Source organism: Variovorax sp. 05L425 (assembly GCF_056397705.1).
Map to the genome: position 1 here is coordinate 57,081 of NZ_JBFTNY010000007.1, position 22,260 is coordinate 79,340.

26 protein-coding genes are annotated in these 22,260 nt (G+C 65.0%); 11 read left to right on the forward strand and 15 right to left on the reverse strand.

Features of this window, described 5'->3' with window-relative positions; all coding sequences use genetic code 11:
* Positions 1-780 carry an SGNH/GDSL hydrolase family protein gene (locus AC1DN9_RS10230; RefSeq protein ID WP_478099694.1) on the reverse strand — a complete coding sequence of 260 codons (780 nt, stop codon included), beginning with the start codon at positions 778-780 and terminating at the stop codon, positions 1-3.
* 205 nt (positions 781-985) lie between these two features.
* Here AC1DN9_RS10230 and AC1DN9_RS10235 point away from each other — a divergent pair, with 205 nt between their 5' ends.
* Positions 986-1,297, forward strand: a complete 312-nt coding sequence (locus tag AC1DN9_RS10235) for a plasmid stabilization protein (protein ID WP_478099696.1) — start codon at positions 986-988, stop codon at positions 1,295-1,297.
* Between the two features lie 18 nt (positions 1,298-1,315).
* Here the strand turns inward: AC1DN9_RS10235 and AC1DN9_RS10240 are convergent, their stop codons facing one another.
* Both AC1DN9_RS10240 and AC1DN9_RS10245 read right to left on the reverse strand, forming a co-directional pair.
* Positions 1,316-1,495, reverse strand: coding sequence for a hypothetical protein (locus AC1DN9_RS10240; protein ID WP_478099699.1), 180 nt, complete (start codon positions 1,493-1,495; stop codon positions 1,316-1,318).
* Between the two features lie 80 nt (positions 1,496-1,575).
* The gene (locus tag AC1DN9_RS10245) at positions 1,576-2,487 is read right to left on the reverse strand and encodes a c-type cytochrome (protein WP_478099701.1); all 912 of its coding nucleotides are present in this window, start codon (positions 2,485-2,487) and stop codon (positions 1,576-1,578) included.
* Between the two features lie 185 nt (positions 2,488-2,672).
* Here AC1DN9_RS10245 and AC1DN9_RS10250 point away from each other — a divergent pair, with 185 nt between their 5' ends.
* The gene (locus AC1DN9_RS10250; RefSeq protein WP_478099703.1) at positions 2,673-3,377 is read left to right on the forward strand and encodes a TetR/AcrR family transcriptional regulator; all 705 of its coding nucleotides are present in this window, start codon (positions 2,673-2,675) and stop codon (positions 3,375-3,377) included.
* Between the two features lie 6 nt (positions 3,378-3,383).
* Here the strand turns inward: AC1DN9_RS10250 and AC1DN9_RS10255 are convergent, their stop codons facing one another.
* From AC1DN9_RS10255 to AC1DN9_RS10275, 5 genes are all read right to left on the reverse strand, one after another.
* Positions 3,384-3,707 (reverse strand): hypothetical protein, encoded by a 324-nt coding sequence (locus AC1DN9_RS10255; RefSeq protein ID WP_478099705.1) that lies wholly within the window; start codon positions 3,705-3,707, stop codon positions 3,384-3,386.
* A gap of 90 nt (positions 3,708-3,797) precedes the next feature.
* Positions 3,798-3,968: a hypothetical protein gene (locus AC1DN9_RS10260; RefSeq protein ID WP_478099707.1), complete on the reverse strand. Its 171-nt coding sequence runs from the start codon at positions 3,966-3,968 to the stop codon at positions 3,798-3,800.
* A gap of 35 nt (positions 3,969-4,003) precedes the next feature.
* Positions 4,004-5,410: an ATP-dependent RNA helicase DbpA gene (dbpA, locus tag AC1DN9_RS10265; protein WP_478099709.1), complete on the reverse strand. Its 1,407-nt coding sequence runs from the start codon at positions 5,408-5,410 to the stop codon at positions 4,004-4,006.
* 8 nt (positions 5,411-5,418) lie between these two features.
* The gene (infA, locus tag AC1DN9_RS10270) at positions 5,419-5,691 is read right to left on the reverse strand and encodes a translation initiation factor IF-1 (protein ID WP_286519699.1); all 273 of its coding nucleotides are present in this window, start codon (positions 5,689-5,691) and stop codon (positions 5,419-5,421) included.
* A gap of 51 nt (positions 5,692-5,742) precedes the next feature.
* Positions 5,743-5,991, reverse strand: coding sequence for a hypothetical protein (locus AC1DN9_RS10275; RefSeq protein ID WP_478099711.1), 249 nt, complete (start codon positions 5,989-5,991; stop codon positions 5,743-5,745).
* A gap of 373 nt (positions 5,992-6,364) precedes the next feature.
* Here AC1DN9_RS10275 and AC1DN9_RS10280 point away from each other — a divergent pair, with 373 nt between their 5' ends.
* Positions 6,365-7,450, forward strand: a complete 1,086-nt coding sequence (locus AC1DN9_RS10280) for a S1C family serine protease (protein ID WP_478099713.1) — start codon at positions 6,365-6,367, stop codon at positions 7,448-7,450.
* A 117-nt stretch (positions 7,451-7,567) separates the two neighbouring features.
* Here AC1DN9_RS10280 and AC1DN9_RS10285 read toward each other — a convergent pair whose 3' ends face one another.
* The gene (locus AC1DN9_RS10285; protein WP_478099715.1) at positions 7,568-8,623 is read right to left on the reverse strand and encodes a sugar phosphate isomerase/epimerase family protein; all 1,056 of its coding nucleotides are present in this window, start codon (positions 8,621-8,623) and stop codon (positions 7,568-7,570) included.
* A 177-nt stretch (positions 8,624-8,800) separates the two neighbouring features.
* On the opposite strand from AC1DN9_RS10285, the gene AC1DN9_RS10290 reads away from it, so the two are divergent.
* Positions 8,801-9,682, forward strand: coding sequence for a gamma-glutamyl-gamma-aminobutyrate hydrolase family protein (locus AC1DN9_RS10290; protein WP_478099717.1), 882 nt, complete (start codon positions 8,801-8,803; stop codon positions 9,680-9,682).
* 4 nt (positions 9,683-9,686) lie between these two features.
* On the opposite strand, the gene AC1DN9_RS10295 is transcribed toward AC1DN9_RS10290, so the two are convergent.
* A complete protein-coding gene (locus AC1DN9_RS10295) occupies positions 9,687-9,854 on the reverse strand; it encodes a hypothetical protein (protein WP_478099719.1) in 168 nt (55 codons plus the stop codon).
* Between the two features lie 14 nt (positions 9,855-9,868).
* Positions 9,869-12,799 carry a DNA topoisomerase III gene (locus tag AC1DN9_RS10300; RefSeq protein WP_478099722.1) on the reverse strand — a complete coding sequence of 977 codons (2,931 nt, stop codon included), beginning with the start codon at positions 12,797-12,799 and terminating at the stop codon, positions 9,869-9,871.
* 85 nt (positions 12,800-12,884) lie between these two features.
* On the opposite strand from AC1DN9_RS10300, the gene AC1DN9_RS10305 reads away from it, so the two are divergent.
* From AC1DN9_RS10305 to AC1DN9_RS10315, 3 genes are read left to right on the forward strand one after another with little or no spacing between them, the layout of a single operon-like run.
* Positions 12,885-13,502, forward strand: a complete 618-nt coding sequence (locus AC1DN9_RS10305; RefSeq protein ID WP_478099724.1) for an SET domain-containing protein — start codon at positions 12,885-12,887, stop codon at positions 13,500-13,502.
* 2 nt (positions 13,503-13,504) lie between these two features.
* Positions 13,505-14,302 carry a biotin--[acetyl-CoA-carboxylase] ligase gene (locus AC1DN9_RS10310; RefSeq protein WP_478099726.1) on the forward strand — a complete coding sequence of 266 codons (798 nt, stop codon included), beginning with the start codon at positions 13,505-13,507 and terminating at the stop codon, positions 14,300-14,302.
* The gene (locus tag AC1DN9_RS10315) at positions 14,299-14,490 is read left to right on the forward strand and encodes a sporulation protein (protein WP_478099728.1); all 192 of its coding nucleotides are present in this window, start codon (positions 14,299-14,301) and stop codon (positions 14,488-14,490) included. Before AC1DN9_RS10310 ends, AC1DN9_RS10315 begins: the two co-directional genes overlap by 4 nt.
* On the opposite strand, the gene AC1DN9_RS10320 is transcribed toward AC1DN9_RS10315, so the two are convergent.
* Genes AC1DN9_RS10320 through AC1DN9_RS10330 form a run of 3 tightly spaced genes read right to left on the reverse strand, consistent with a single transcriptional unit; the run spans position 14,487 to position 17,193 of the window.
* The gene (locus AC1DN9_RS10320) at positions 14,487-15,950 is read right to left on the reverse strand and encodes a sensor histidine kinase N-terminal domain-containing protein (protein ID WP_478099730.1); all 1,464 of its coding nucleotides are present in this window, start codon (positions 15,948-15,950) and stop codon (positions 14,487-14,489) included. The two genes, AC1DN9_RS10315 and AC1DN9_RS10320, sit on opposite strands and share 4 nt — an antisense overlap.
* A gap of 31 nt (positions 15,951-15,981) precedes the next feature.
* Positions 15,982-16,656 (reverse strand): response regulator, encoded by a 675-nt coding sequence (locus tag AC1DN9_RS10325; RefSeq protein ID WP_478099732.1) that lies wholly within the window; start codon positions 16,654-16,656, stop codon positions 15,982-15,984.
* 51 nt (positions 16,657-16,707) lie between these two features.
* Entirely contained in the window at positions 16,708-17,193 is a 486-nt protein-coding gene (locus tag AC1DN9_RS10330; protein ID WP_478099734.1) for a MarR family winged helix-turn-helix transcriptional regulator, read from the reverse strand.
* Positions 17,194-17,338: 145 nt separating this feature from the next.
* Here AC1DN9_RS10330 and recA point away from each other — a divergent pair, with 145 nt between their 5' ends.
* Positions 17,339-18,424 (forward strand): recombinase RecA, encoded by a 1,086-nt coding sequence (gene recA, locus AC1DN9_RS10335; protein WP_478099736.1) that lies wholly within the window; start codon positions 17,339-17,341, stop codon positions 18,422-18,424.
* Positions 18,425-18,496: 72 nt separating this feature from the next.
* A complete protein-coding gene (gene recX, locus AC1DN9_RS10340) occupies positions 18,497-18,946 on the forward strand; it encodes a recombination regulator RecX (RefSeq protein WP_478099738.1) in 450 nt (149 codons plus the stop codon).
* 121 nt (positions 18,947-19,067) lie between these two features.
* Here recX and argC read toward each other — a convergent pair whose 3' ends face one another.
* Complete coding sequence (argC, locus tag AC1DN9_RS10345; RefSeq protein WP_478099740.1) at positions 19,068-19,991, reverse strand: N-acetyl-gamma-glutamyl-phosphate reductase; 924 nt, start codon at positions 19,989-19,991, stop codon at positions 19,068-19,070.
* A gap of 183 nt (positions 19,992-20,174) precedes the next feature.
* Here argC and sucC point away from each other — a divergent pair, with 183 nt between their 5' ends.
* Positions 20,175-21,341 carry an ADP-forming succinate--CoA ligase subunit beta gene (gene sucC / locus AC1DN9_RS10350; protein WP_478099742.1) on the forward strand — a complete coding sequence of 389 codons (1,167 nt, stop codon included), beginning with the start codon at positions 20,175-20,177 and terminating at the stop codon, positions 21,339-21,341.
* 9 nt (positions 21,342-21,350) lie between these two features.
* Positions 21,351-22,244, forward strand: a complete 894-nt coding sequence (gene sucD / locus AC1DN9_RS10355) for a succinate--CoA ligase subunit alpha (protein WP_028249930.1) — start codon at positions 21,351-21,353, stop codon at positions 22,242-22,244.
* Positions 22,245-22,260: the final 16 nt, after the last annotated feature.

The window sequence follows — 22,260 nt, forward strand, 5'->3', positions numbered from 1 at the left end:
TCAGAAGCTCGGCCCACGCACGCTGGCGCTGCGCCCGATCTTGCGCAACCTGGCTGAGAGCTGGACCTGCGTTTCGAGCTCGCGCTGCCAGAGCTCGTAGCCTGCGTCACTCGGATGAAGGCCGTCCCGTGCGGTCAGCCGGTCGGGATGCCGTGCGAAGGGGTCGTAGTCGCGCTCCTCGTAGAGAGAAACGTAGTGGGCGCCGTTGGCCTGCGCCGCCTCGGAGACGATGGCATGGAGCCTGCGCGAGCGGTAGCGCATCAACCAGCTCCAGGGCGGCAGGAAGAATCGTGCGTTCCCCAGGTTGCCGGGTGGCATGAAGACCACCAGATCCGCGCAAACCCGCGCGCGCTGCGCGACGCGGCGGACGCTGTCGCGCAGCGCGGCCTCGCCGGCAAGGTGGAAAAGGTCGTTGGCGCCGCCGAGCACCAGCACCGCATCGAAGCGCTCGTCCTCTTCGAGCTGTTGCGCGATGTTTGCGAAGCGCGCTCCGTGGGTGCCCTTGTTGACCACCGTGAGCGTCGGGTTGGCGCGCGCCAGCAGTCCGGGCAGGCTGTATTCGGGGTCGCTCGCACCGGTTCCCTTGGCCGTGCTGTCTCCGACGATCAGCAGGCGGGCGCCCTCGGGCCGTGCTTGCCGGTCGAAGGGATGGCCCGTTCGTGCCCGACGGGCCGATTGCCGGAGCCGGAGGGCGGCATAGCCGGCCGTGCCCGCGACAAAGCCGACCACCACGGACAGGCCCGCGACCGCTGCGATGTTCTGGCGTTTTTGGCGTTTCACACAGTCTCCTTGAGGCATTCGAAAGCTTAAAGGTAGCGTGAACCGCGAGGTGTAGGAAGCAGCCGAACGGCCACCTCGCGGCGCGTACCCGGCCAACGAGAAATGCCCGTGAAAGTGCCGGCTGACGCGCATCGCCCGCGCTCTCCTACCCGACGGCCGTGCGCACTGCGAAACATGGGATATCCCAACGCACAAGGAGCACGGCATGCCAAGGGGTGATAAATCGTCGTACACCGGCAAGCAGAAACGCCAGGCCGAACACATTGAAAGCGGCTACGAGCACCGCGGGGTCGGCAAGGCGGAGGCGGAGCGCCGCGCGTGGGCGACCGTGAATGCCGAAACCGGCGGCGGCAAGAAGAGTGGCGCCGGCCGGGGCAAGGCGGAGAACCATGCGCCGGCCCACAAGGGTGGCCGCCTGGGCGGCGCCGCGTCGGCCTCCCGCACGGCTGCCCAACGCTCGACATCGGCCAAGAAGGCCGCGGCAACGCGCAAGCGCAACGCCGAGCACCGCGGCTGAACGGCCGACCCGGCGGCCTCAGGCAGGGTCGGAGCGCTTGGCGGCCTCGGTGAGCTGAAGCTCGATGCGGAACAAGCGCTCGTTCAGGATGGCGGTCTGAAGCCGCAGCGCTTCGATAAGCGCCCGCGTCTGCGGGTCGGGAGCGTTGTTCGAAAGCTCTTGCAGCTCGTGCAGTTTGTTGCGCAACTCGTTGCTCATGTGGGGACTCCGTCTGGCGATGGCGTCATCGTAGGGCTTGCGGTCGCTGCGGCCAACCCGCAAAGCCACGACTGGCGTCGTCAGCCGTGCGGCATCGGCGGCAGCGTCTTCAGATAGAGATGCAGCGCTCGCACGTCGATATCGCTCATCTCGCGCAGGGAGCCGAAGGGCATGACCTTGACGGGCGTGCCATCGGCCCGGGTGCCGGTCTTGAAGAGGCGTGCGAACGCTTCGGCGTCCGGGTAGCGGGACATTGCGGATCCCTCGCCCGGCGTGAGGTTGGCTGCCGCCGGCCAGTCGGGCGGACCACCCGGGATCTTGCCGCCGTTGAGCTTGGCGCCGTGGCATCCGAGGCACATGTTCGCCACATAGGCGCCATGAACGACCGTCACGCCATCGGGCACGGGTTGCTCGGGCGGGCGCGAGTGATCGATCTTCGCCGCGGCGTCGTGCATCAAACCGAAGCCGTAAAAGACGCGAACGGGCAAAGGCAGTTCGATCACCGGACCGCCGCCGGTGGCGGGCTCGATGTGACGCAGGTAGGCCACCAGCGAGGCGAGGTCGTCGTCAGTCAGCCGGTTGTAGTCTTCGCTCGGCATGACCATCAGCGCCCTGCCCTGCGGATTGACGCCATGGCGGATCGAACGCTCCCAATCCTCCGGCTTGTAGCCCACGACCACACTGCCGGGACCGGGGCTGATGTTGGGCCCGGCGATGCGCATGCCCTTGCCGTCGTCGAGGAACATCGCGCCGCTCGCCTTGGCCCCGTGGCAATCGACGCAGCCACGGGACGCGAAAAGATAACGCCCGCGTTCGATCGCGGCCGCGTCGTCGCGAAATGGAACGCCCTTCACGGCCACGTCGACCTTGCGCTGCATCTTCTGCCGCGCCAGTTGGTCGCCGGCGAAGAGCGCTGCCGAAGCGAGAGCGATCAAGACCGCGAGCGCCACGGCGATGCGCTTGAGCCACCGCTTGCCCGGCGAGGTCCTCATGCAGCCTCCTTCGCGTGCCACGCCGTGGTCACGCGCGAACGGCGGCGTACCTCAAAGACCAGATGGCCCAGGCGGAGATTGGGAGACATGGCTAACTCCTGCTAAATTGACGGGTGCTTCAAAATTGCATTGGATATCCAAAAATGGATGATGGCGTAAATTTTGGCGAGGCGTCAATATCGCTTTTGCCAGAGGCCCTGGCCGAAAGTGTGTGGCGGGCGCAGCCCGGCCTGCTCAAGCGCGAGCGCACCCGCGTGCTGCTGGTGCAAGCCGCAATCAAGGTCTTCGGTGCGCGCGGCTACGTCGAAGCGACGGTGCAGGAAATCGCGGCGGTCGCGGGCATGACGACTGGCACGGTCTACAACCACTTCAAGACGAAGGAAGAATTGGCAAGCGCGGTGGCACTGCTCCTGGCCGACACGCTGTGCCGCCGGATCACGGACAGCCAGCAAGGTGTCCAGGAAGGCGCCCAGCGCATGGCCATCGGCATTCGGCGCTACATCTGGCTGGCCGAAGAAAGCCCGCAATGGGCGCTGATGATGCTGGAGATCGCGGCCGCCGCGCCGCAACTCCTCATCGAGATCCGCGACTACGCGCTGGCCGACCTTCGTCTCGGCGTCAAGCAGAAGGCTTTTCGGGTGCCCAGCGAAACGGCGGCCATGGACATGATCAACGGAACCGTGCAGCAGGCGATGCGCACGGTGGCCTACGGTGCGGCGCCTGCAAATCACGGCCGCGATGTGGCGAACTGCGTTCTGCGAGGCCTCGGCATGGGTCATGCGGAAGCGAAGGCCGTGGCCCTCCGACCGTTGCCGCCCTTTCCACCGATGAGCGAGATGCCTCCCGCACGGACGAAGGCAGCGGCGAAGACGAAGCGCCCGGCGGCCTGAGCCCCCTTATGGGCTAGGCGCGTCGTCCATCGGCGGGCAGGCCCATCCGAGAAGTTCGGCGAGACGACGCACGATCCATATCGCTTCGGCGCGCGACACACCGGCATCGGGCGAGTTCAGGCCCGCATGAATCCGCAGCAGGATTTCTTCTTCGGAAGGCACTTCGACGTGGTGCAGCACCTGGGCGTGCTGCACCAGATGGTTGGCAAGGTCCTCGCACACCTCGTAGCGCGAGCGGACGACGGCAATCGGCTCGCTGAGGCGTTGCCTCGCATCGGTGTAGACCGCGAAGAACGAGGGCGGGATGTCGATCTGGTAGTCGTCGGACATGGAGTGCGAGAGATCCAATGAAAAACGCGCCCGGAGGCGCGTTTCAGGGGGATTGCTGCGCGCGTTGGCGCAACGGACCCGGCTGCCCGGTCAGCCGCCCTTCTTGGCGCGCTTGCCCGGGTGCTTCTTGCTGCGGGTCGCGGTGCCGCGCTCCAGGCTCACCTTCTGGCCGCCACCCATCTTGGGAAGGCTGTAGCCGGGCATCGGAACGGGCTTGGGAGTGGCAATGCGGTCTGCCTCGGTGCGGATTTTCTTGGGCATGGAAAGCTCTGGTGAAAAGAAATCGAAGGACGTAATTAAGCCACATCATCGAGCAGCCGCACTTTGACGGTCTTGCCCTTGACGCGGCCGGTGGAAAGCTTGTGAACAGCCTCGCGCGCAATGCGCCGGTCGACCGCCACGTAGGTGGAGAACTCGTTGACGTTGATCTTGCCGACCTGCTCGCGGGTGAAGCCGGCCTCGCCGGTCAGCGCGCCCAGCACGTCGCCGGCGCGGATCTTCTCCTTGCGGCCACCGATGATCTGCAGCGTGGCCATCGGCGGCCGTAGGGGGGGCGCATCGCCCGATTGGCCGGCGGTGAGTTCTGACAGCGGATGCCATTCGGATTCGCGGCCCTGCAACTGCTCGATCTTCCCGACGCTGCCCATCTCGTCCATGCTGGCGAGGCTCAGCGCCAGGCCTTCTGCGTCGCCGCGGCCTGTGCGGCCGATGCGGTGGATGTGGATCTCGGGGTCGGGGGTCACATCGACGTTGATCACCGCTTCGAGCTGGGCAATGTCGAGTCCGCGCGCAGCGACGTCGGTGGCAACCAGGACGGAACAGCTGCGGTTGGCAAACTGGACCAGCACCTGGTCTCGCTCGCGCTGCTCCAGCTCGCCGAACAACGCCAATGCGCTGAAGCCCTGGGCTTGCAGCACCTGGACCAGTTCGCGGCACTGCTGCTTGGTATTGCAGAAGGCGAGTGTGCTGAGCGGACGGAAATGGTTGAGCAACAGGCTGACGGCGTGCAGCCGGTCGCTGTCCTCGACCTGGTACCAGCGCTGGCGGATCTTGGTGTCGTCGTGCTGCGCCTCGACCGTGATCTGCTGTGGCGTCCTCATGAACTGCGCGCTGAGCTTGGCAATGCCTTCGGGGTAGGTGGCCGAGAACAACAGCGTCTGCCGCTCCTTGGGGCACAGGCGCGCAACCTTGGCGATGTCGTCGAAGAAGCCCATGTCGAGCATTCGATCGGCTTCGTCGAGCACCAGCGTGTTGAGCGCTTCGAGGTTCAGGCTGCCGCGATCGAGGTGATCCATGATGCGGCCGGGCGTGCCGACCACGATGTGCGCACCGTGCTCGAGGCTGGCGAGCTGTCCGCGCAGTGCGACGCCGCCGCACAGGGTGACCACCTTGATGTTTTCAGCGGCTCGCGCGAGACGGCGGATTTCCGTCGTCACCTGGTCCGCCAGCTCACGCGTGGGGCACAGCACCATGGCTTGCACCGCGAAGCGCCGCGGATTGAGATTGGCGAGCAGCGCCAGGGCGAACGCGGCCGTCTTGCCGCTGCCTGTCTTGGCTTGTGCGATGAGGTCCTTGCCGAGCAACGCCACCGGCAGGCTGGCCGCCTGGATAGGCGTCATCTGCAGGTAGCCAAGCTGCGTCAGGTTCGCCAGTGTTTCTGGCGAAAGCGGCAGCGTGGCGAAGTCGGTGGCCGGACCGGTCACTGCGAGGATCAGCGACGCTGGGAGTTGTTGCCGCCGCTGTTGACCGGCGGGGGACCACGGCGCTCGAGGTGGCGGAACGTGATGCGCCCCTTGGTCAGGTCGTAGGGAGACAGCTCCAGCGACACCTTGTCGCCCGCCAGAATGCGGATGTGGTGCTTGCGCATCTTGCCGCCGCTGTAGGCGATCAGCTGGTGGCCGTTGTCGAGGGTCACGCGGTAGCGGGAATCAGGCAGCACTTCAGTGACTGCGCCGTTCATTTCGATCAGTTCTTCCTTGGGCATGAATTACCTTTGAATGGTTGTCGTGATTGGACAGGAAAATGGTCGGCCGGTTCAAGCAGCGCAACGCGTGCGAGGGGTAGTGCGTTCGCGCACCCAGCCCAGGCCTTCGTCGATGGCGTAACGCACCGCAGCGGCGCGGCTGACGAAGCGTGGCGTGAAGCGCATGACCCGGTCATGCATGCCGCTGCCGCGGCCGGAACGGATCGACACGGAAGCCGAGAAGCGGCCGTCGTCCAGATCCTTGATGAGCGGTGAAACAAGGTACTTGCCCACCGCGATGCTGTGTTGAATGATGTCCATCGAAAGCCTTGCGTACCGCGACGCCGCGGTGCGCTGAAAATATTTGAAAAAACGAGCGCAGGCCGTCCGGAGATGGCGCCCACCGGAGCGGACAGCGCGCTGTTCGCTTCAACAAGTACGAAGGCAGTGGTGGCAATCATGGGCGCCCGGTCTGGCGCACCAACACACTGTTGGAGCCGGCTTGGAAATAAAAGGGCCTGGGAATTCCAGGCCAGCCGGCGATTTTGACGAAATGCTTCGTCGTGGTATCGAAACGAACCTGGCATTCTAGCCGATCTGGCACAACAGTTGCTATTTCAGTCTTGTGACAGGACTTGCGAGTGCGGCGCGAGCGGCGCACCATGGCAAGACCATCGTTCCAAGGAGCGCGGCCATGCAAGTTCAAGGATCAGTCGTCCGACCTTCGTTGGCCCTTTGGATTCCATGCGGCAGCGTTCGATGGTTCGGCTGGATGCTCGTGGCGAGCGTCGCCCTCCTCGGACTTCCCGCCATGCCGGCAACGTCGGTGCCCGACAGCGCCTCGGCGAGCGCGCAGGTGCGTGCGCTCAAGCGCGCCGGTGACGCCGTCGTCGCGCTCAATGTCACCGCGACCGAAGGCGCCACCTCGGCCGACAGCCTGGGCCAGTGGCGGTCGGGTTCGGGCGTGGTGATCGGGCGTGACGGCCTGATCCTCACCATCGGCTACCTGCTGCTCGAAGCCGAAACCATCGAAGTGATCACCCAGGACGAGCGCGTCCTGCCGGCGCGTCAGGTGGCCTACGACCTGGCGACGGGATTCGGCCTGGTTCGGCCCCTGGTGCCGCTGCGCGGCATCGAGCCGGTGCCGCTCGCCGGCATCGCGTCTCTGAAGCAGGGGCAGCCGCTGCTGGTCGCCACCGGCAGCAGCAGCGGAACCGAGGTGGGCTTCACCCGACTGGTCGGAACGCGCCCGTTCTCGGGCTACTGGGAATACCACATCGAGGAGGCGATCTTCACCAGCCCGCCCATTGCCAATCACAGCGGCGCGTCGCTCTTCAACAGCAACGGTGAACTGCTCGGCATCGGCAGCCTGTTCGTCCTGGAAGCCGGCGGGCCGGATCGGACGCTGCCGGGCAACATGTTCGTGCCGGTCGATCTGCTGCGGCCGGTGCTGAAGGAAATGCAGTCCACCGGAACTACCCGAGCGAGCATGCGGCCATGGCTCGGTCTCTCGTCGTCGGAGCGCGGCGGTCATGTGGAGATCGTGCGGGTCGATCGCTCGGGACCGGCGCTTGAAGCGGGCCTGCAGCCCGGTGACGTGGTGCTGGAAATCGACGGCGTTCAGGTCAGCACGCTCGAAGCCTTCTACAAGCAGCTATGGAAGCGGCCGGGCGCAGAGGGCGACGTGGAGCTCACGGTGCAGCAAGGTTCGGAAGTGCGAAAGATCAAGGTGCATGCGGTCGATCGCATGCAGACTTTGCGCAAACCTCAAGGCATATAAGGCTCCCCCCCAGGTTGGCTCACTTCGTGTAGCCGCCCACCCCCTGCCGGGGGCAACACCAGCGGCCCGGCAAAGCCGGTTCCGCGGTGTTTCTGGAAAGGGGCGGCTGTGGGCGGCTCAGGGGATGCCCAGGATTTTCTTGTTGGCGGCTTTGTCGATGCTGCCGGCTGCGAAGTCGTCGAAGGCGCGGTCGGCGACGCGGATGATGTGCTGCGCGATGAATTCCGCGCCTTCGCGTGCGCCGTCTTCCGGATGCTTGAGGCAGCACTCCCATTCCAGCACTGCCCAGCCGGGGAAGTCGTAGGCCGCCATCTTCGAGAAGATGGCGCCGAAGTCCACCTGTCCGTCGCCCAGCGAGCGGAAGCGGCCCGCGCGGTTGATCCAGGACTGGAAGCCGCCGTAGACGCCCTGCTTTCCGGTCGGATTGAACTCCGCGTCCTTCACGTGAAAGATCTTGATGCGCTCGTGGTAGTGGTCGATGTATGCGAGGTAGTCGAGTTGCTGAAGGACGAAGTGGCTTGGGTCGTAGAGCAGGCAGGCGCGCGGATGGTTGCCCACGCGCTCGAGGAACATCTCGTAGGTCACGCCGTCGTGCAGGTCTTCGCCCGGGTGGATCTCGTAGCAGACGTCGACGCCGGCGTCGTCGAAGCGGTCGAGGATCGGCTTCCAGCGCCGCGCGAGTTCGTCGAAGGCTTCCTCGATCAGGCCGGCGGGGCGCGGCGGCCATGAATAGAGATAGGGCCACGCCAGTGCGCCCGAGAAGGTCGCATGCGCCGTCAGGCCCAGGTTGGCCGAAGCCTGCGCGGCGTAGTGCAGTTGTTCGACCGCCCATTTCTGGCGTTTGACCGGATCGTTGCGGACTTCGGGCGCGGCGAAGCTGTCGAACCCTGCGTCGTAAGCCGGGTGCACGGCAATCAGCTGGCCCTGGAGATGGGTCGAGAGTTCGGTGATTTCGAGCCCGTGGCCGGCGAGCGTGCCCTTTATTTCATCGCAGTAGGTCTTGCTTTCCGCCGCCTTCCTGAGATCGAAGATGCGGCCATCCCAACTGGGAATCTGGACGCCCTTGTAGCCGAGGCCCGCGGCCCAGCCGGCAATGGCGTCGAGCGAGTTGAAGGGCGCGGCGTCGCCGGCGAACTGGGCCAGAAAAATGGCGGGCCCTTTGATGGTCTTCATGGGTTGTCTCCTGGTCGATCGATGCAAATGATGCACGCGTTTGCGTTAAAGCAACGCAAGGCACCGTCCGACACGTCGCGATGTGGGATGACGTATGCGCTCCGCGACGGAACGTCTCACAATGGAATGCCTGTCCACCCGAGGGCGACGCGGCTCATGCGGCGCCCCGAAAGAGCGATGTCACAAACGGTTTCCGGGCGTCTGAAGATCGGCCTGTCTGCCTGCTTCTTCCATGCCGACCCCGCGCGCTCCTTGTTCACGAACAAGACCCTGCAGTACGTGGAGCAGTCGATCGCTCACTGGCTGATGTCCGCCGGGGCGATGGTGGTGATGGTGCCCTGCCCGACCGGCGAAACCGCTCGTGGCGACACCAAGCTCTCACACTACGCGGAGTGGCTCGACGGCGTGGTGATGCACGGCGGTGCCGATGTCTGGCCCGGCAGCTACGGCGAAGTTCCGCTCAAGGATGCATGGGTCGGCGACCGCGTCCGCGACCTCTACGATCTTGCGCTGGTCGAGGCCTTCGAGGAGGCTGGCAAGCCGATCTTCGGCGTGTGCCGTGGCCTGCAACTCATCAACGTGGCTTTCGGCGGCACGCTCTATCAGGACATCGAGGTTCAGCACCCCAACGCGCAGCGGCATCGCGATCCGGTGACCTACGACCGGAACTTCCACGAAATCCGCGTCACGCCGGGATCGCGCCTGTCGATGCTCTATCCGGGCATGGAAACGACGCGCGTCAACAGCATCCATCACCAGGGCGTGAAAGACCTTGCCCCCGGTTTCGAAGTCGATGCGTGGAGCATTCCCGATCATGTGGCCGAAGCCATCCGCCGCCGGTCGGACCGCGGCCGCAGCTACATCGCGGCCACCCAGTGGCATCCGGAGTTCCACACGTACGGTGCCACCGACACGCTTGACGACACGGCCATCCTGGAGGACTTCCTGTGGGCCTGCGCCACGGCCAAGGTCAGCCCCAAGGGGCCGCTGCGCACTGCCCCAGGCCGCATCCGCAACCGCGCGGCACGGTTGCTGCGGCAGGCGCTCCTGATGCGCTAGCGGTTTAGCGGTTCTTGTAGCTGCTGACGCCCGCGTCGACCGTACCGAACACCGTCACGCTGCTGCTTCCCGCGCTGGCCGAACCGTCAGCACCGCCGCCGCCCGCTCCTGCGCAGGCCGTGAGCAGGCAGATCCCGGTGGTTGCGAACAGCGCGGCGAAAAATGACTTCATGCGAATCTCCGAGTTCAAGTCAGGTGCTTGCCGACGATGCCGGCCAGCTCGAACATCGTGACCTGGTCCTTGCCGAACACGGGCTTGAGCTTTGCGTCGGCATTGATCGCACGCTTGTTCGCCGCATCCTGCAGGCCGTTGGCCTTGATGTAGTCCCATAGCTTCTTGATGACCTCGGTGCGGGCCACGGGTTCCCCGCCGATCACGGCGGCGAGCGCATCGCTCGGCTTGAGCCCGGCGCCGGGCTTGCGCGGCGCCTTGGGCGCGGCAGCTTTCTTCGCAGCGGTCTTCTTTGTCGCGGCCTTCGCAGGCGCAGCGGCCTTCTTTGCGGCGGCGGGCGCTGCCTTGGTGAAAGTCTTGCGCGGCGGGAACTTGCTGGTCCGGGGCTCGAACTCGAAAGTCACCTTGCCCTCTTCCTTGTTCCACGCCAGGAAGGCCTTGAACGCGCGACGCGTGCGCATCGAGACGAACTTTTCGAGGAGGTCGGTCTTGCCGGTGGCGAGCAGCTTCTCGACCTGCGCGCGCTCCACGGGCTGCTGAAGAATGATCTTGCCGGTCTTGAAGTCGCAACTCGGCGTGGGCTGTTCGTTGGTCGGCACCGACTTCTCGCAAACGTAGTTGCTGCCGTACTCGAACACGCGCGCGCCGCATTTCGGGCATGGGCCGAGCGATTCCTGGCCGGCGAAGTCGACGATCTCGCCGGTCTCGGCGTTCTTGTCGTCGCCGAAATCGAATTCCAGCTTCCAGTTGTTCGCTTCCTCGTCGAACTTGAGGATGATTTCCGAGGTGAAGGGCCAGCCCGCCTTGGAGCGGAAGCCCTCCAGCGGACCGATCTGCTTGTCGCGCAGCAGCTGCTCGGCTTCCTGCACTTCGAAGGTGCGGCCCGCTGGCGACTTGCCGAAGGAGAAGCCGCAGGGTTCCTGCCCCGGCTTGCCGGTGCAGGAGTAGCGGCGGTAGTTCTCCTTCACGATGCCGCCGCAGTTGGGGCACGGTGTCTCGAGCGTGGCGTAGTCGCCCGGCACGGTGTCGCGGTCGTATTCCTTGGCCTTCTTGACGATGTGCTCCGTCATCTCGGCAATCTCGCGCATGAAGGCTTCGCGGCTGAGCTTGCCGTGTTCCATCTGCGCCAGCTTGTATTCCCACTCACCGGTGAGTTCGGCCTTGGAGAGTTCCTCCACGCCGAGGCCGCGCAGCAGCGTCATGAGTTGGAACGCCTTGGCGGTCGGGATCAGCTCGCGGCCTTCGCGGTGCATGTACTTTTCCGCCAGCAAGCCTTCGATGATGGCCGCGCGCGTGGCCGGCGTGCCGAGGCCCTTCTCCTGCATCGCCTCGCGCAGTTCATCGTCGTCGATGGTCTTGCCCGCGCCTTCCATCGCGCCGAGCAGCGTGGCTTCCGAATAGCGCGCAGGCGGACGTGTCTTCAGTCCCTTGATCTCGGCGGATTCGACCTTCACCAACTCGCCGGGCTTGACCGGCACCAGGCGCTTGCCGTCCTTGTCGTCTTCCTTTTCATCGTCCTGGGCTTCCTTGCCGTAGATCGCGAGCCAACCCGGCTTCACCAGCACCTTGCCGTCCGTGCGGAACGGATACTTCTTGCCCGCATGCTCGACGGTGCTGATGCGCGTCGTCACCTGGTATTCGGCACTCGGGAAGAACACCGACAGGAAGCGTCGAACGACGAAGTCGTAGAGCTTCTGCTCGGCATCCGACAGGCCACTGGGCGCTTGCAGGGTCGGAATGATCGCAAAGTGATCGCTGACCTTGGCGTTGTCGAAGATACGCTTCGACGGCTTGACGTAGTTGCCGTCGATCGCTTGCTGCGCAAAAGGCGCGAGGTGTCGCATGCCGCTGTTGGCGAGCATCCCCATGGTCTGCTTGACGACCGGAAGATAGTCTTCCGGCAGCGCTCGCGAATCGGTACGCGGATAGGTCAGCGCCTTGTGGCGCTCGTACAGGCTTTGCGCCAGCGCCAGCGTGGTCTTCGCGCTGAAGCCGAAGCGGCTGTTGGCCTCGCGTTGCAGCGAGGTCAGGTCGAACAGCATTGGCGAAGCCGTTGTCGTGGGCTTGCTTTCCTCGGTGACGCTGGCGACCTTGCCCCGCGCGGCCTCGGCGACCTCGCGGGCTTCGCGCTCGTTCCAGACGCGGTCGGCGCGTTGTTCGGGGTCGGGCACGCCGTCGGGGCCAGGCAGCGGCTTCTTCCAGTCGGGGTTGAACCACTTGCCCGGGTACGCGCCGGCTTCGGCAAGGAAGCTGCCATGCACTTCCCAGTAGTCGCGGCTGACGAACTTGCGGATCTTCTCTTCGCGCTCGACAACCACCGAAAGCGTCGGCGTCTGCACGCGGCCCACGGTGGTCAGGAAGAAGCCGCCATCGCGCGAGTTGAACGCCGTCATGGCGCGAGTGCCGTTGATGCCGACCAGCCAGTCGGCCTCGGAGCGCGAGCGCGCGGCGTCGGCGAGGCCCTGCATCTGCTGCTCGCTGCGCAGTTGATCAAAACCGTCCCGAATGGCCTGCGGCGTCATCGACTGCAGCCAGAGCCGCCTGACCGGCTTGCCCAGCGGCGATTTGCCGCCCGCATATTGTTCGATCAGCCGGAAGATCAGCTCGCCCTCGCGGCCCGCGTCGCAGGCGTTCACGAGCTGGGTCACGTCCTTGCGCTTGGCCTGCTTGACCACCGCATTGAGGCGGGTCTTGGTCTTGTCGACCGGCTTCAGGTCGAAGCGCGGCGGAATCACCGGCAGGTTCGCGAAGCTCCACTTGCCCCGCTTGACGTCGAACTCCTCGGGCGCCTGGATCTCGACCAGGTGGCCCACGGCACTCGTGACAACGTACTTGTCGTTCTCGAAGTGCTCCTCGTGCTTGTCGAATTTGCCGGCCACCGGCGTGAGCGCGCGCACGATGTCCTGGGCCACCGACGGCTTCTCTGCAATCACCAAAGTCTTCATTGACAAGTCATCCTTACAATCTGGCGCTTCTCGCGTGCGCACGCGCACGCGCATGCGTACATATTCAAACTATCAGACTTCGCCGATGCCTTCCAAGTCCCTTGTTTCCAGCGGCCGCCGCATTCAGACACGGCGCTCCGCCGTCCATGGCAACGGCGTATTCGCCGTGCAGGATATCGCGGAGGGCGAGACGCTCATCGAATACAAGGGCGAGATCATCACGTGGAAGGAGGCGCTGCGCCGCCATCCGCATGACCCGGCGCAGCCCAACCACACGTTCTACTTCCATATCGATGACGGCCGGGTGATCGACGGCGGCGTCAAGGGCAATGCGGCCCGCTGGATCAATCATTCCTGCGATCCGAGCTGCGAAGCCGACGAGCAGGACGGCCGCGTCTTCATCAAGGCGCTGCGCAATATCGCTGCCGGCGAAGAGCTGAGCTACGACTACGGCCTGATCATCGACGAACCCTACACCAGGAAGCTGAAGGCGGATTTCCCGTGCTGGTGCGGCTCGAAAAACTGCCGAGGCACCCTGCTGGCGCCGAAGTCCGACGAGAAGGACAAGAAGAAGGACAAGAAGGCCAAGAAGAGCGCCAAGAGCGAAAAGAAAAGCGAGAAGAACGAGGCACGCAAGGAACCGAAGAAGAAAAAAGGCAAAGCCGACAAGGCGGCGAAGACTGCAAAGTCCAACAAGGACTGAGCATGGCTGCACCCTGGTTCGAGAACGAGATCACGGACGCGCTGGCACAGCCATTGCCGGGCCTGGACGTGGAAGTCGTCGCCGAGATCGACTCCACCAGCAGTGAGCTGATGCGCCGTGCCCGGGATGGCCGCCGGTCCCCCATGCTGCTGGTGGCCGAGCGGCAAACCGCCGGTCGCGGACGGCTGGGCCGAAATTGGGAAAGCGCGCAGAACGCGGGCGAACCTGCATCACTCACCTTCTCGCTCGGCCTTTCGCTGGCACCCCGCGACTGGTCGGGCCTGTCGCTGGCGGTCGGCGTCAGCGTGGCAGAAAGCCTCGACCCTTCGAATGCGGCAGGTCTTGCGCTGAAGTGGCCCAACGACCTGTGGGTCGGCGACCGCAAGCTCGGCGGCATCCTGATCGAAACCGCCCTGCTCCAGCCCGATTCACCCGAGCGCTACCTGGTGATCGGCATCGGGATCAACATCGGGCCGCGGGAAGCGGCCGGACTCAGCACTGCGCCGGCCTGGCTCCAGGAGTGGCAACCGCTCGCCACCGCGCCCGAGGTGCTTCGCGAAGTCGTGGTGCCGCTGGTGCACAGCGTCCGGCTCTTCGATGAGCGGGGCTTCGTGCCCTTTGCACCTCGATTCGCCGCGCGCGACATCCTTCACGGCCGTGAGGTGCGCCTCAGCGACGGCACCGAAGGGCGCTGCGAGGGCGTCGGCTGGGGCGGCGAGCTGCTTGTTCAGACGGCCGACGGCATGAAGACCATCACCAGCGCCGAAGTCAGCGTGCGGCCTGTTCGCTCGTCGCAATGAAGTTGCGACTGTTGGTGGTGGCGCTGTTGCTGGCCAACCTGGGCTACTACGCGTGGTCTCACGGCGGGCTCGCCGTGTTCGGTGCCAAGCCCGCTCGCTTCGACGAGCGGGAACCTCAGCGTCTGCAGCAGCAGGTGCGGCCGCAGATGCTCGAAATTCGCAAGAACGGGTCTGGAGGCGGCATCTAGCGAGGCCTGACGGCGTGGCGTTCGCTTTCGTTGCCGTCGAAGCGCAAGCTGACGAGCGTGCCGGGCGGATGCTGGCCCGGATGGGCGTCTTCCAGCCGCACCGTCGCGAAGTGCTGCCGCGCGATCTCCCGCACGATCGGCAGGCCGAGGCCCGAGCCGTCCGCCTCGTTGCCGAGGACGCGGTAGAAGGGCTCGAACACCAGCTCGCGCTCGCTCTCGGGAATGCCGGGGCCGTTGTCCTCGACCTGCAGCACGACGATGCGGCCGAAGGGATCTGCCAACACCCGCGCGGTGATCACTCCCGGGCGTTCGGGCGTCGAAGGCGTGTAGTTGATCGCGTTGTCGAGCAGGTTGCGCACCAACTCCTTGAGCAGCGTCGGATTGCCATCGAGCACGACCCCCGGTGCACCTGCCTCGGCGCCTTCGTAGCCGAGGTCGATACGTTTGTCGATCGCACGCGGTACGGCCTCGCGTACGACCTCGATGGTGAGCCGCGCGAGATCGCACGGTTGCCGGCCGATGTTGGCGCCGCTGCTTTCCGCGCGGGCGAGCGACAGGAGCTGGTTCACCGTGTGTGTCGCACGCACGCTCGCGCGGCCGATCTGCTTGAGCGACTGCTTGAGCTCATCCGCGTTGGCGCCCTCGCGCTGCGCCAGGTCGGCCTGCATGCGCAGCCCGGCGAGCGGCGTCTTGAGCTGATGCGCCGCATCGGCCAGGAAGCGCTTCTGCGTGCCGATCGAGTCGTTGAGCTTGCTCAGCAGATCGTTGACCGACAGCACCAGCGGCACCACTTCGAGCGGCACGGAGGATTCGTCCAGTGGACTCAGGTCGCCCGGCCGGCGCTCGCGAATGCGCGCCTCCACCACCGACAGCGGCTTGATGCCGCGCACCAGCGCGAGCCAGATCAGCAGCACCGCCAGCGGCAGGATCGCAAACTGCGGCAGCAACACGCCCTTGATGATTTCCGTGGCGAGAATCGATTGCTTCTCGCGTGTCTCGGCCACCTGCAGCAGCGCCATCGGCGCGTCGGGCGTGCTGCCGGCTATCCAAAGGGAGGCCACCCGCACCGGCTGCCCATGGATCTCGCTGCTGCTCAGGTAGACCACGCCCGGCGACGGCGGATCGTCCGTGCCGGGAAACGGCACGTCCCGCTCGCCGCTGAGCAGCGTGCCGTGTCCGTCGAGCAACTGGTAGTACACGCGGTCCACGTCGTCGCCGCTCAGGATCTCGCGCGCCGGCTGCGGCAGGACGAACTGGACCCGGTCATGCTCGACCTCGACCAGTCGTGCGAGCGTCTGGATATTGGATTCGAGGGCGCGGTCGAACGGCGCGTTGGCAATGCCCTGTGCCACCAACCACGTGACCCCGATGCTGACCGGCACCAGGAGCAGGAGCGGCGTCAGCATCCAGTCGAGGATCTCGCCGAAAAGAGAGCGCTGCGCGCGCTGAAAAAGTTTCACCCGGCTTGCCCAGGCTACGCGCGTCGGCGCATCAGGAGGGAATCTTTTCGAGGCAGTAGCCGAGGCCGCGCACCGTGGCGATGCGAACCGGGCCTTTCTCGATCTTCTTGCGCAGGCGGTGGATATAGACCTCGATGGCGTTGAGGCTGACTTCCTCGCCCCACTCGCACAGGCGTTCAACCAACTGGTCCTTGCTCACCAGGCGGCCTGCACGTTGCAGCAGCACTTCGAGCAGGCCGAGTTCGCGTGCCGAGAGTTCGATCATCTTGCCGTCGATGGTCGCGACACGGCCGGCCTGGTCGTAGACCAGCGGGCCGTGCCTGATGGCGTTGCTGGTGCCGCCCATGCCGCGCCGCGTGAGCGCGCGCACCCTCGCCTCCAGTTCCTGCAACGAAAAAGGCTTGGCCATGTAGTCGTCCGCGCCGTAATCGAGGCCCTTGACCCGTTCCTCGACGCTGTCGGCCGCGGTCAGCACCAGCACCGGCAGTTGCGAGCCGCGGGCGCGCAGTCGCTTGAGGATCTCGAGGCCATGCATGTTGGGCAGGCCGAGATCGAGAATGAGCAGATCGAACTCGCTGTTCGTCATCAGTGCGGCGTCGGCCTGAGACCCCGTTGCCACGTGGTCGACCGCCGAGCCGGAGGTGCGCAGGCTTCGCAGCAGCGCGTCGGCCAGCACTTGGTCATCTTCCGCAATCAGTATTCGCATCCCGTGCCTCCAGACATCGCGGCTTGCACAGGCCGCCGCCCTTCCGGAATTCTAGGACGCGGCATAGGCTTCGAGTCCGATGGTTACCACGGTGGCGACGTCATCGCCGACGCTCGCGCGGAACTCGGCTTCGGCCTGGGCCACCGCGTTTCGGAAGGCTTCCAGCCACGCCAGTCCATCGGTGGTGAACATCACGCGGCGCGCGCGCGCATCGAGCGGATCGGGGCCGCGCGTCACCAGGCCCCAGGCTTCGCACTGGTCGACCAGCGTGCCCATGGCCTGCTTGGTCATTCCTGCGCGTTCAGCCAAGTCCGTGAGGCGCGAGCCTTCGCGCGATAGATGCCGCGTGATGTGGATGTGGGCTGCGCTCACCTGCGCGCGTGCCGCGAGGTTGGAAAGCGCCAGTGGCACCTCGGCGTCGTGGGCCATCAACGCCAGCAGGCGTTCGTCGAAGCGGCGCATGGCGTGACCCAGCAACCGGCCCAGATGGGTTTGCCGCCAGGCGTCATGGTCGATTGAGAATGCCGCGTCAGTCATCGTCGATCGATAGTAAAGCAAACTGACCAAAAAACAGACCATCGCCCATTCATCAGCCCCTACACTACTGTTCAAGCATCCAGCCTGTGGTTAAAAGCAGATGGATGAATCCAATACAACCCATTGATATTCAAGGAGTTTTCACATGGACGCAGTCGTCAAGGGCACAAGCATCTCGGTCGCCAGCAGCGAAAAGGCCAAGGCCCTGCAGGCCGCCCTGGCCCAGATCGAAAAGCAGTTCGGCAAGGGCACGATCATGCGTCTGGGGGAGGGCGAAGCGCTCGAAGACATCCAGGTGGTCTCCACCGGCTCGCTGGGTCTCGACATCGCGCTTGGCGTCGGCGGCCTGCCGCGCGGCCGCGTGATCGAGATCTACGGTCCGGAATCCTCGGGCAAGACCACGCTCACCCTCCAGGTCATCGCCGAAATGCAGCGCCAGGCCGGCACCTGCGCCTTCGTCGATGCCGAACACGCACTCGACGTGCAATACGCCCAGAAGCTCGGCGTGAACCTGTCCGACCTGCTCATCAGCCAGCCCGACACCGGCGAGCAGGCGCTCGAGATCGTCGATTCGCTGGTTCGCTCGGGCGCGGTCGACCTGATCGTGGTCGACTCGGTCGCCGCGCTCACGCCCAAGGCCGAAATCGAAGGTGAAATGGGCGACTCGCTCCCCGGCCTTCAAGCACGCCTCATGAGCCAGGCGCTGCGCAAGCTCACGGCCACCATCAAGAAGACCAACTGCATGGTCATCTTCATCAACCAGATCCGCATGAAGATCGGCGTGATGTTCGGCTCGCCCGAAACCACCACCGGCGGCAATGCGCTGAAGTTCTACGCCTCCGTGCGCCTGGACATCCGTCGCATCGGCACCATCAAGAAGGGCGACGAAGCGATCGGCAACGAGACCAAGGTCAAGGTGGTCAAGAACAAGGTGTCGCCGCCCTTCAAGACCGCGGAGTTCGACATCCTCTTCGGCGAAGGCATCAGTCGGGAGGGCGAGATCATCGACATGGGCGTGACCGCCAAGATCGTCGACAAGTCGGGCGCCTGGTACGCCTACAACGGCGAGAAGATCGGGCAGGGCCGCGATAACGCGCGCGAGTTCCTGCGCGAGAACCGCGAACTGTCGCGCGAGATCGAGAACAAGGTGCGCGAATCGCTGGGCATCCCGCTGCTGCTGACCGAGGCGACGGACGCACCGGCCGAGAAGGCCGAGAAAGCCGGGAAGTAAGGCTGCCTCATCCTGCAGAAGCGCCCGCCGACGCGGCGGGCGCGGTTTTGACACGCAGCGATCATTCATGTCATGGCCTTTGCCGCACCATCCCTCAAGGGCCGCGCGCTTCGCCTGCTGAGCCAGCGCGAACACTCACGCGCGGAGCTTGAACGCAAACTCGCGAAATACGAGGAACAACCCGGCGAACTGTCGCGCGCGCTGGATGAACTGACCGCCAAGGATTTCATCAGCGAGGCGAGGGTGGTGCAGTCGGTGCTCCATCAGCGCGCAGCACGGCATGGCGCCGCGCGCGTGCGCCAGGAACTGCTTCACAAGGGCATCGCGCCCGAGGCTGTCGCTGAAGCGGTCGCGAGCCTGCAAGGCAGCGAACTGGACCGGGCTCGTGAAGTGTGGCGCCGCCGCTTCGATGCCCTTCCGCAGGATGCGACGGACCGGGCGAAGCAGACGCGCTTCCTGCTGGCGCGCGGATTCAACGGCGCCGTGGTCTCCAAGGTACTACGCTACGACCCTGATGAATAACACCGGCCCGCGAAGCCGGGCACTTTGGTGAACACCGCGGAACCGGCTTCGCCGGGCCGCTGGTGTTGCCCCCGGCAGGGGGTGGGCGCCCGACACGAAGTGCGGGCAACCTGGGGGCGAGTTAGATCCCCAGCATCAGCTTCAAATTCTGGACCGCTGCGCCGCTCGCGCCCTTGCCCAGGTTGTCGAGCCGGGCGATGACGACGGCGTGCCGATGATCTTCATTCGGAAACACGCGGATCTCGAGCTGATTGGTGTCGTTGAGCGCCAATGGGTCGAGCTTGCCGTCCCCGGTGGGCGGAAGCACCTTCACGAACAGCTCCGGCGTATTGCTCCTCGCATAGTGCGAGGCGAGGGCATCGTGCAGGTCGCTGGCCTTCGGACGGTCGGGCAGGTCGTCGAGGTGCAGCGGCAACTGGACCAGCATGCCTTGCTTGAAGTTGCCGACCGACGGAATGAACACCGGCCGACGGGTCAGGCCGGTGTACTTCATGATCTCGGGAATGTGCTTGTGCTTGAGTCCGAGCGCATAGGTTTCGAACGCCGGCGCCTCGCCCTTTTCGTACGCCTCGATCATGGTGCGCCCCCCGCCGGAATAGCCGCTGACGGAGGGGAGGGCGATCGGGAATCCGGGCGGAAGCAGGCCGGCGTCGACCAGCGGGCGAACGATGGCGATGGCGCCCGTCGCGTAGCAGCCCGGATTGGCGACGCGCTCGGCCTTCGCCACGGCGTCCTTCTGGCCGGCGACGAGTTCGGGGAATCCGAACACCCAGCCTTCCGCCGTGCGGTGCGCGGTGGAGGCATCGATGATCTTGGGACGACGGCCTTCGAGTTGGTCAATCAGCGCCACCGATTCGCGCGCAGCATCGTCGTGCAGGCACAGCACCACGAGATCGACACCGGCCATCAATTCGCGCTTGGCTGCCACGTCCTTTCGCAACTCGGGGGCGATGCTCACGAGTTCGATGTTCGGCATCGACTGAAGCCGCTCGCGGATCTGGAGGCCGGTGGTGCCGGCTTCGCCATCAATGAAGACCTTGGGCATGGTAGGGCCTCGAAAAGCTCTGGAGTAACTACGTATTGACCACAGCGCAAGGGCCAGCCCTTGGTGCGGCGCACCATGATACAGTCCCCTGCTGTTCGCCGCCCCCGCCGTCAGGCGCCGTGGCCCGCGGACAACAGCCAAAATTTCTCCCGATCTCTAAACCCCGTTCCGAGAGACACCCTCATGAAGATTCACGAGTACCAAGGCAAGGAAATTCTTGCCAAGTTCGGCGTGCCTGTGCCCCGTGGCATTCCGGCGTACACAGTGCAGGAGGCGGTCGAGGCCGCTCAGAAGCTCGGCGGCCCGGTCTGGGTTGTCAAGGCCCAGATCCACGCGGGTGGCCGCGGCAAGGGCGGCGGCGTCAAGGTCGCCAAGTCGATCGACGACGTCAAGAAGCTCGCCGGCGAAATCCTCGGCATGCAGCTGAAGACGCACCAGACCGGCCCCGAAGGCCAGAAGGTCCGCCGCCTCTACATCGAGGACGGCGCCGACATCCAGAAGGAATACTACGTCTCGGTCGTGACCGACCGCGCCACGCAGAAGGTCGCGATCATCGCCTCCAGCGAAGGCGGCATGGACATCGAGGAAGTGGCTCACTCCACGCCCGAGAAGATCGTCACCGAGTTCGTCGATCCGCTCACCGGCCTCGGTGACGCGCAAGCCAAGAAGATCTCGGACGCCATCGGCGTCCCGACCGACTCCACCGCCCAGGCCGTGGATGTCTTCAAGAAGCTCTACACCTGCTACATGGAGACGGACGCCTCGCTGGTCGAGATCAACCCGCTCAACCGCGACAGCAAGGGCAACGTCGTTGCGCTCGACGCCAAGTTCAACTTCGACAGCAACGCGCTGTTCCGCCACCCCGAAATCGTCGCCCTGCGCGACCTCGACGAAGAAGATGCGGCCGAAGTCGAAGCCAGCAAGTTCGACCTCGCGTACATCAGCCTCGACGGCAACATCGGCTGCCTGGTGAACGGCGCCGGCCTCGCCATGGCGACCATGGACACCATCAAGCTCTTCGGCGGCGAGCCCGCCAACTTCCTCGACGTGGGCGGCGGCGCCACTCCCGAGAAGGTCACCGAAGCCTTCAAGATCATGCTGAAGAACAAGAATGTCGAGGCCATCCTCGTCAACATCTTCGGCGGCATCATGAAGTGCGACACCATCGCCACCGGCGTGATCGCAGCCTGCAAGGCCGTGAACCTGCAAGTGCCGCTGGTCGTGCGCATGAAGGGCACCAACGAAGTCGAAGGCAAGAAGCTGCTGGCCGATTCGGGCCTGCCGATCATCAGCGCCGACACCATGGCGGAAGCGGCCCAGAAGGTCGTGGCAGCAGTCAAGAAAGCCTAAGGAAACGTCATGTCGATCTACATCAACAAAGACACCAAAGTCATCACGCAAGGCATCACCGGCAAGACCGGCCAATTCCACACCGAGAAGTGCCAGGAATACGCGAACGGCAAGAACTGCTTCGTGGCCGGCGTGAATCCGAAGAAGGCCGGCGAGTCGATCTTCAACATCCCGATCTTCGGCTCCGTCAAGGAAGCCGCGACGCAGACCGGCGCCACCGTGTCCGTGATCTACGTGCCGCCGGCTGGCGCTGCCGCCGCAATCTGGGAAGCTGTCGAGGCCGACCTGGACATGGCGATCTGCATCACCGAAGGCATCCCGGTGCGCGACATGCTCGAAGTGCGCAACAAGATGAAGGCCAAGGAAGCCGCCGGCGGCAAGAAGACGCTGCTGCTCGGCCCGAACTGCCCCGGCCTGATCACGCCCGACGAAATCAAGATCGGCATCATGCCCGGTCACATCCACCGCAAGGGCCGCATCGGCGTGGTCAGCCGCTCCGGCACGCTGACCTATGAAGCCGTGGCTCAGCTGACCGAAATCGGTCTCGGTCAGTCGAGCGCCGTGGGTATCGGCGGTGATCCGATCAACGGCCTCAAGCACATCGACGTGATGAAGGCCTTCAACGACGATCCCGACACCGATGCGGTCATCATGATCGGCGAAATCGGCGGCCCCGACGAGGCCGATGCGGCACGCTGGTGCAAGGACAACATGAAGAAGCCGATCGTCGGTTTCATCGCCGGCGTGACGGCGCCCCCCGGCAAGCGCATGGGCCATGCTGGCGCGTTGATTTCCGGCGGCGCCGACACTGCCGACGCCAAGCTGGCCATCATGGAAGAATGCGGATTCACCGTGACGCGCAACTTCTCGGAACTGGCGAAACGCCTGAAGGCGCTTATCTGATAATCGCGCCAGCGTA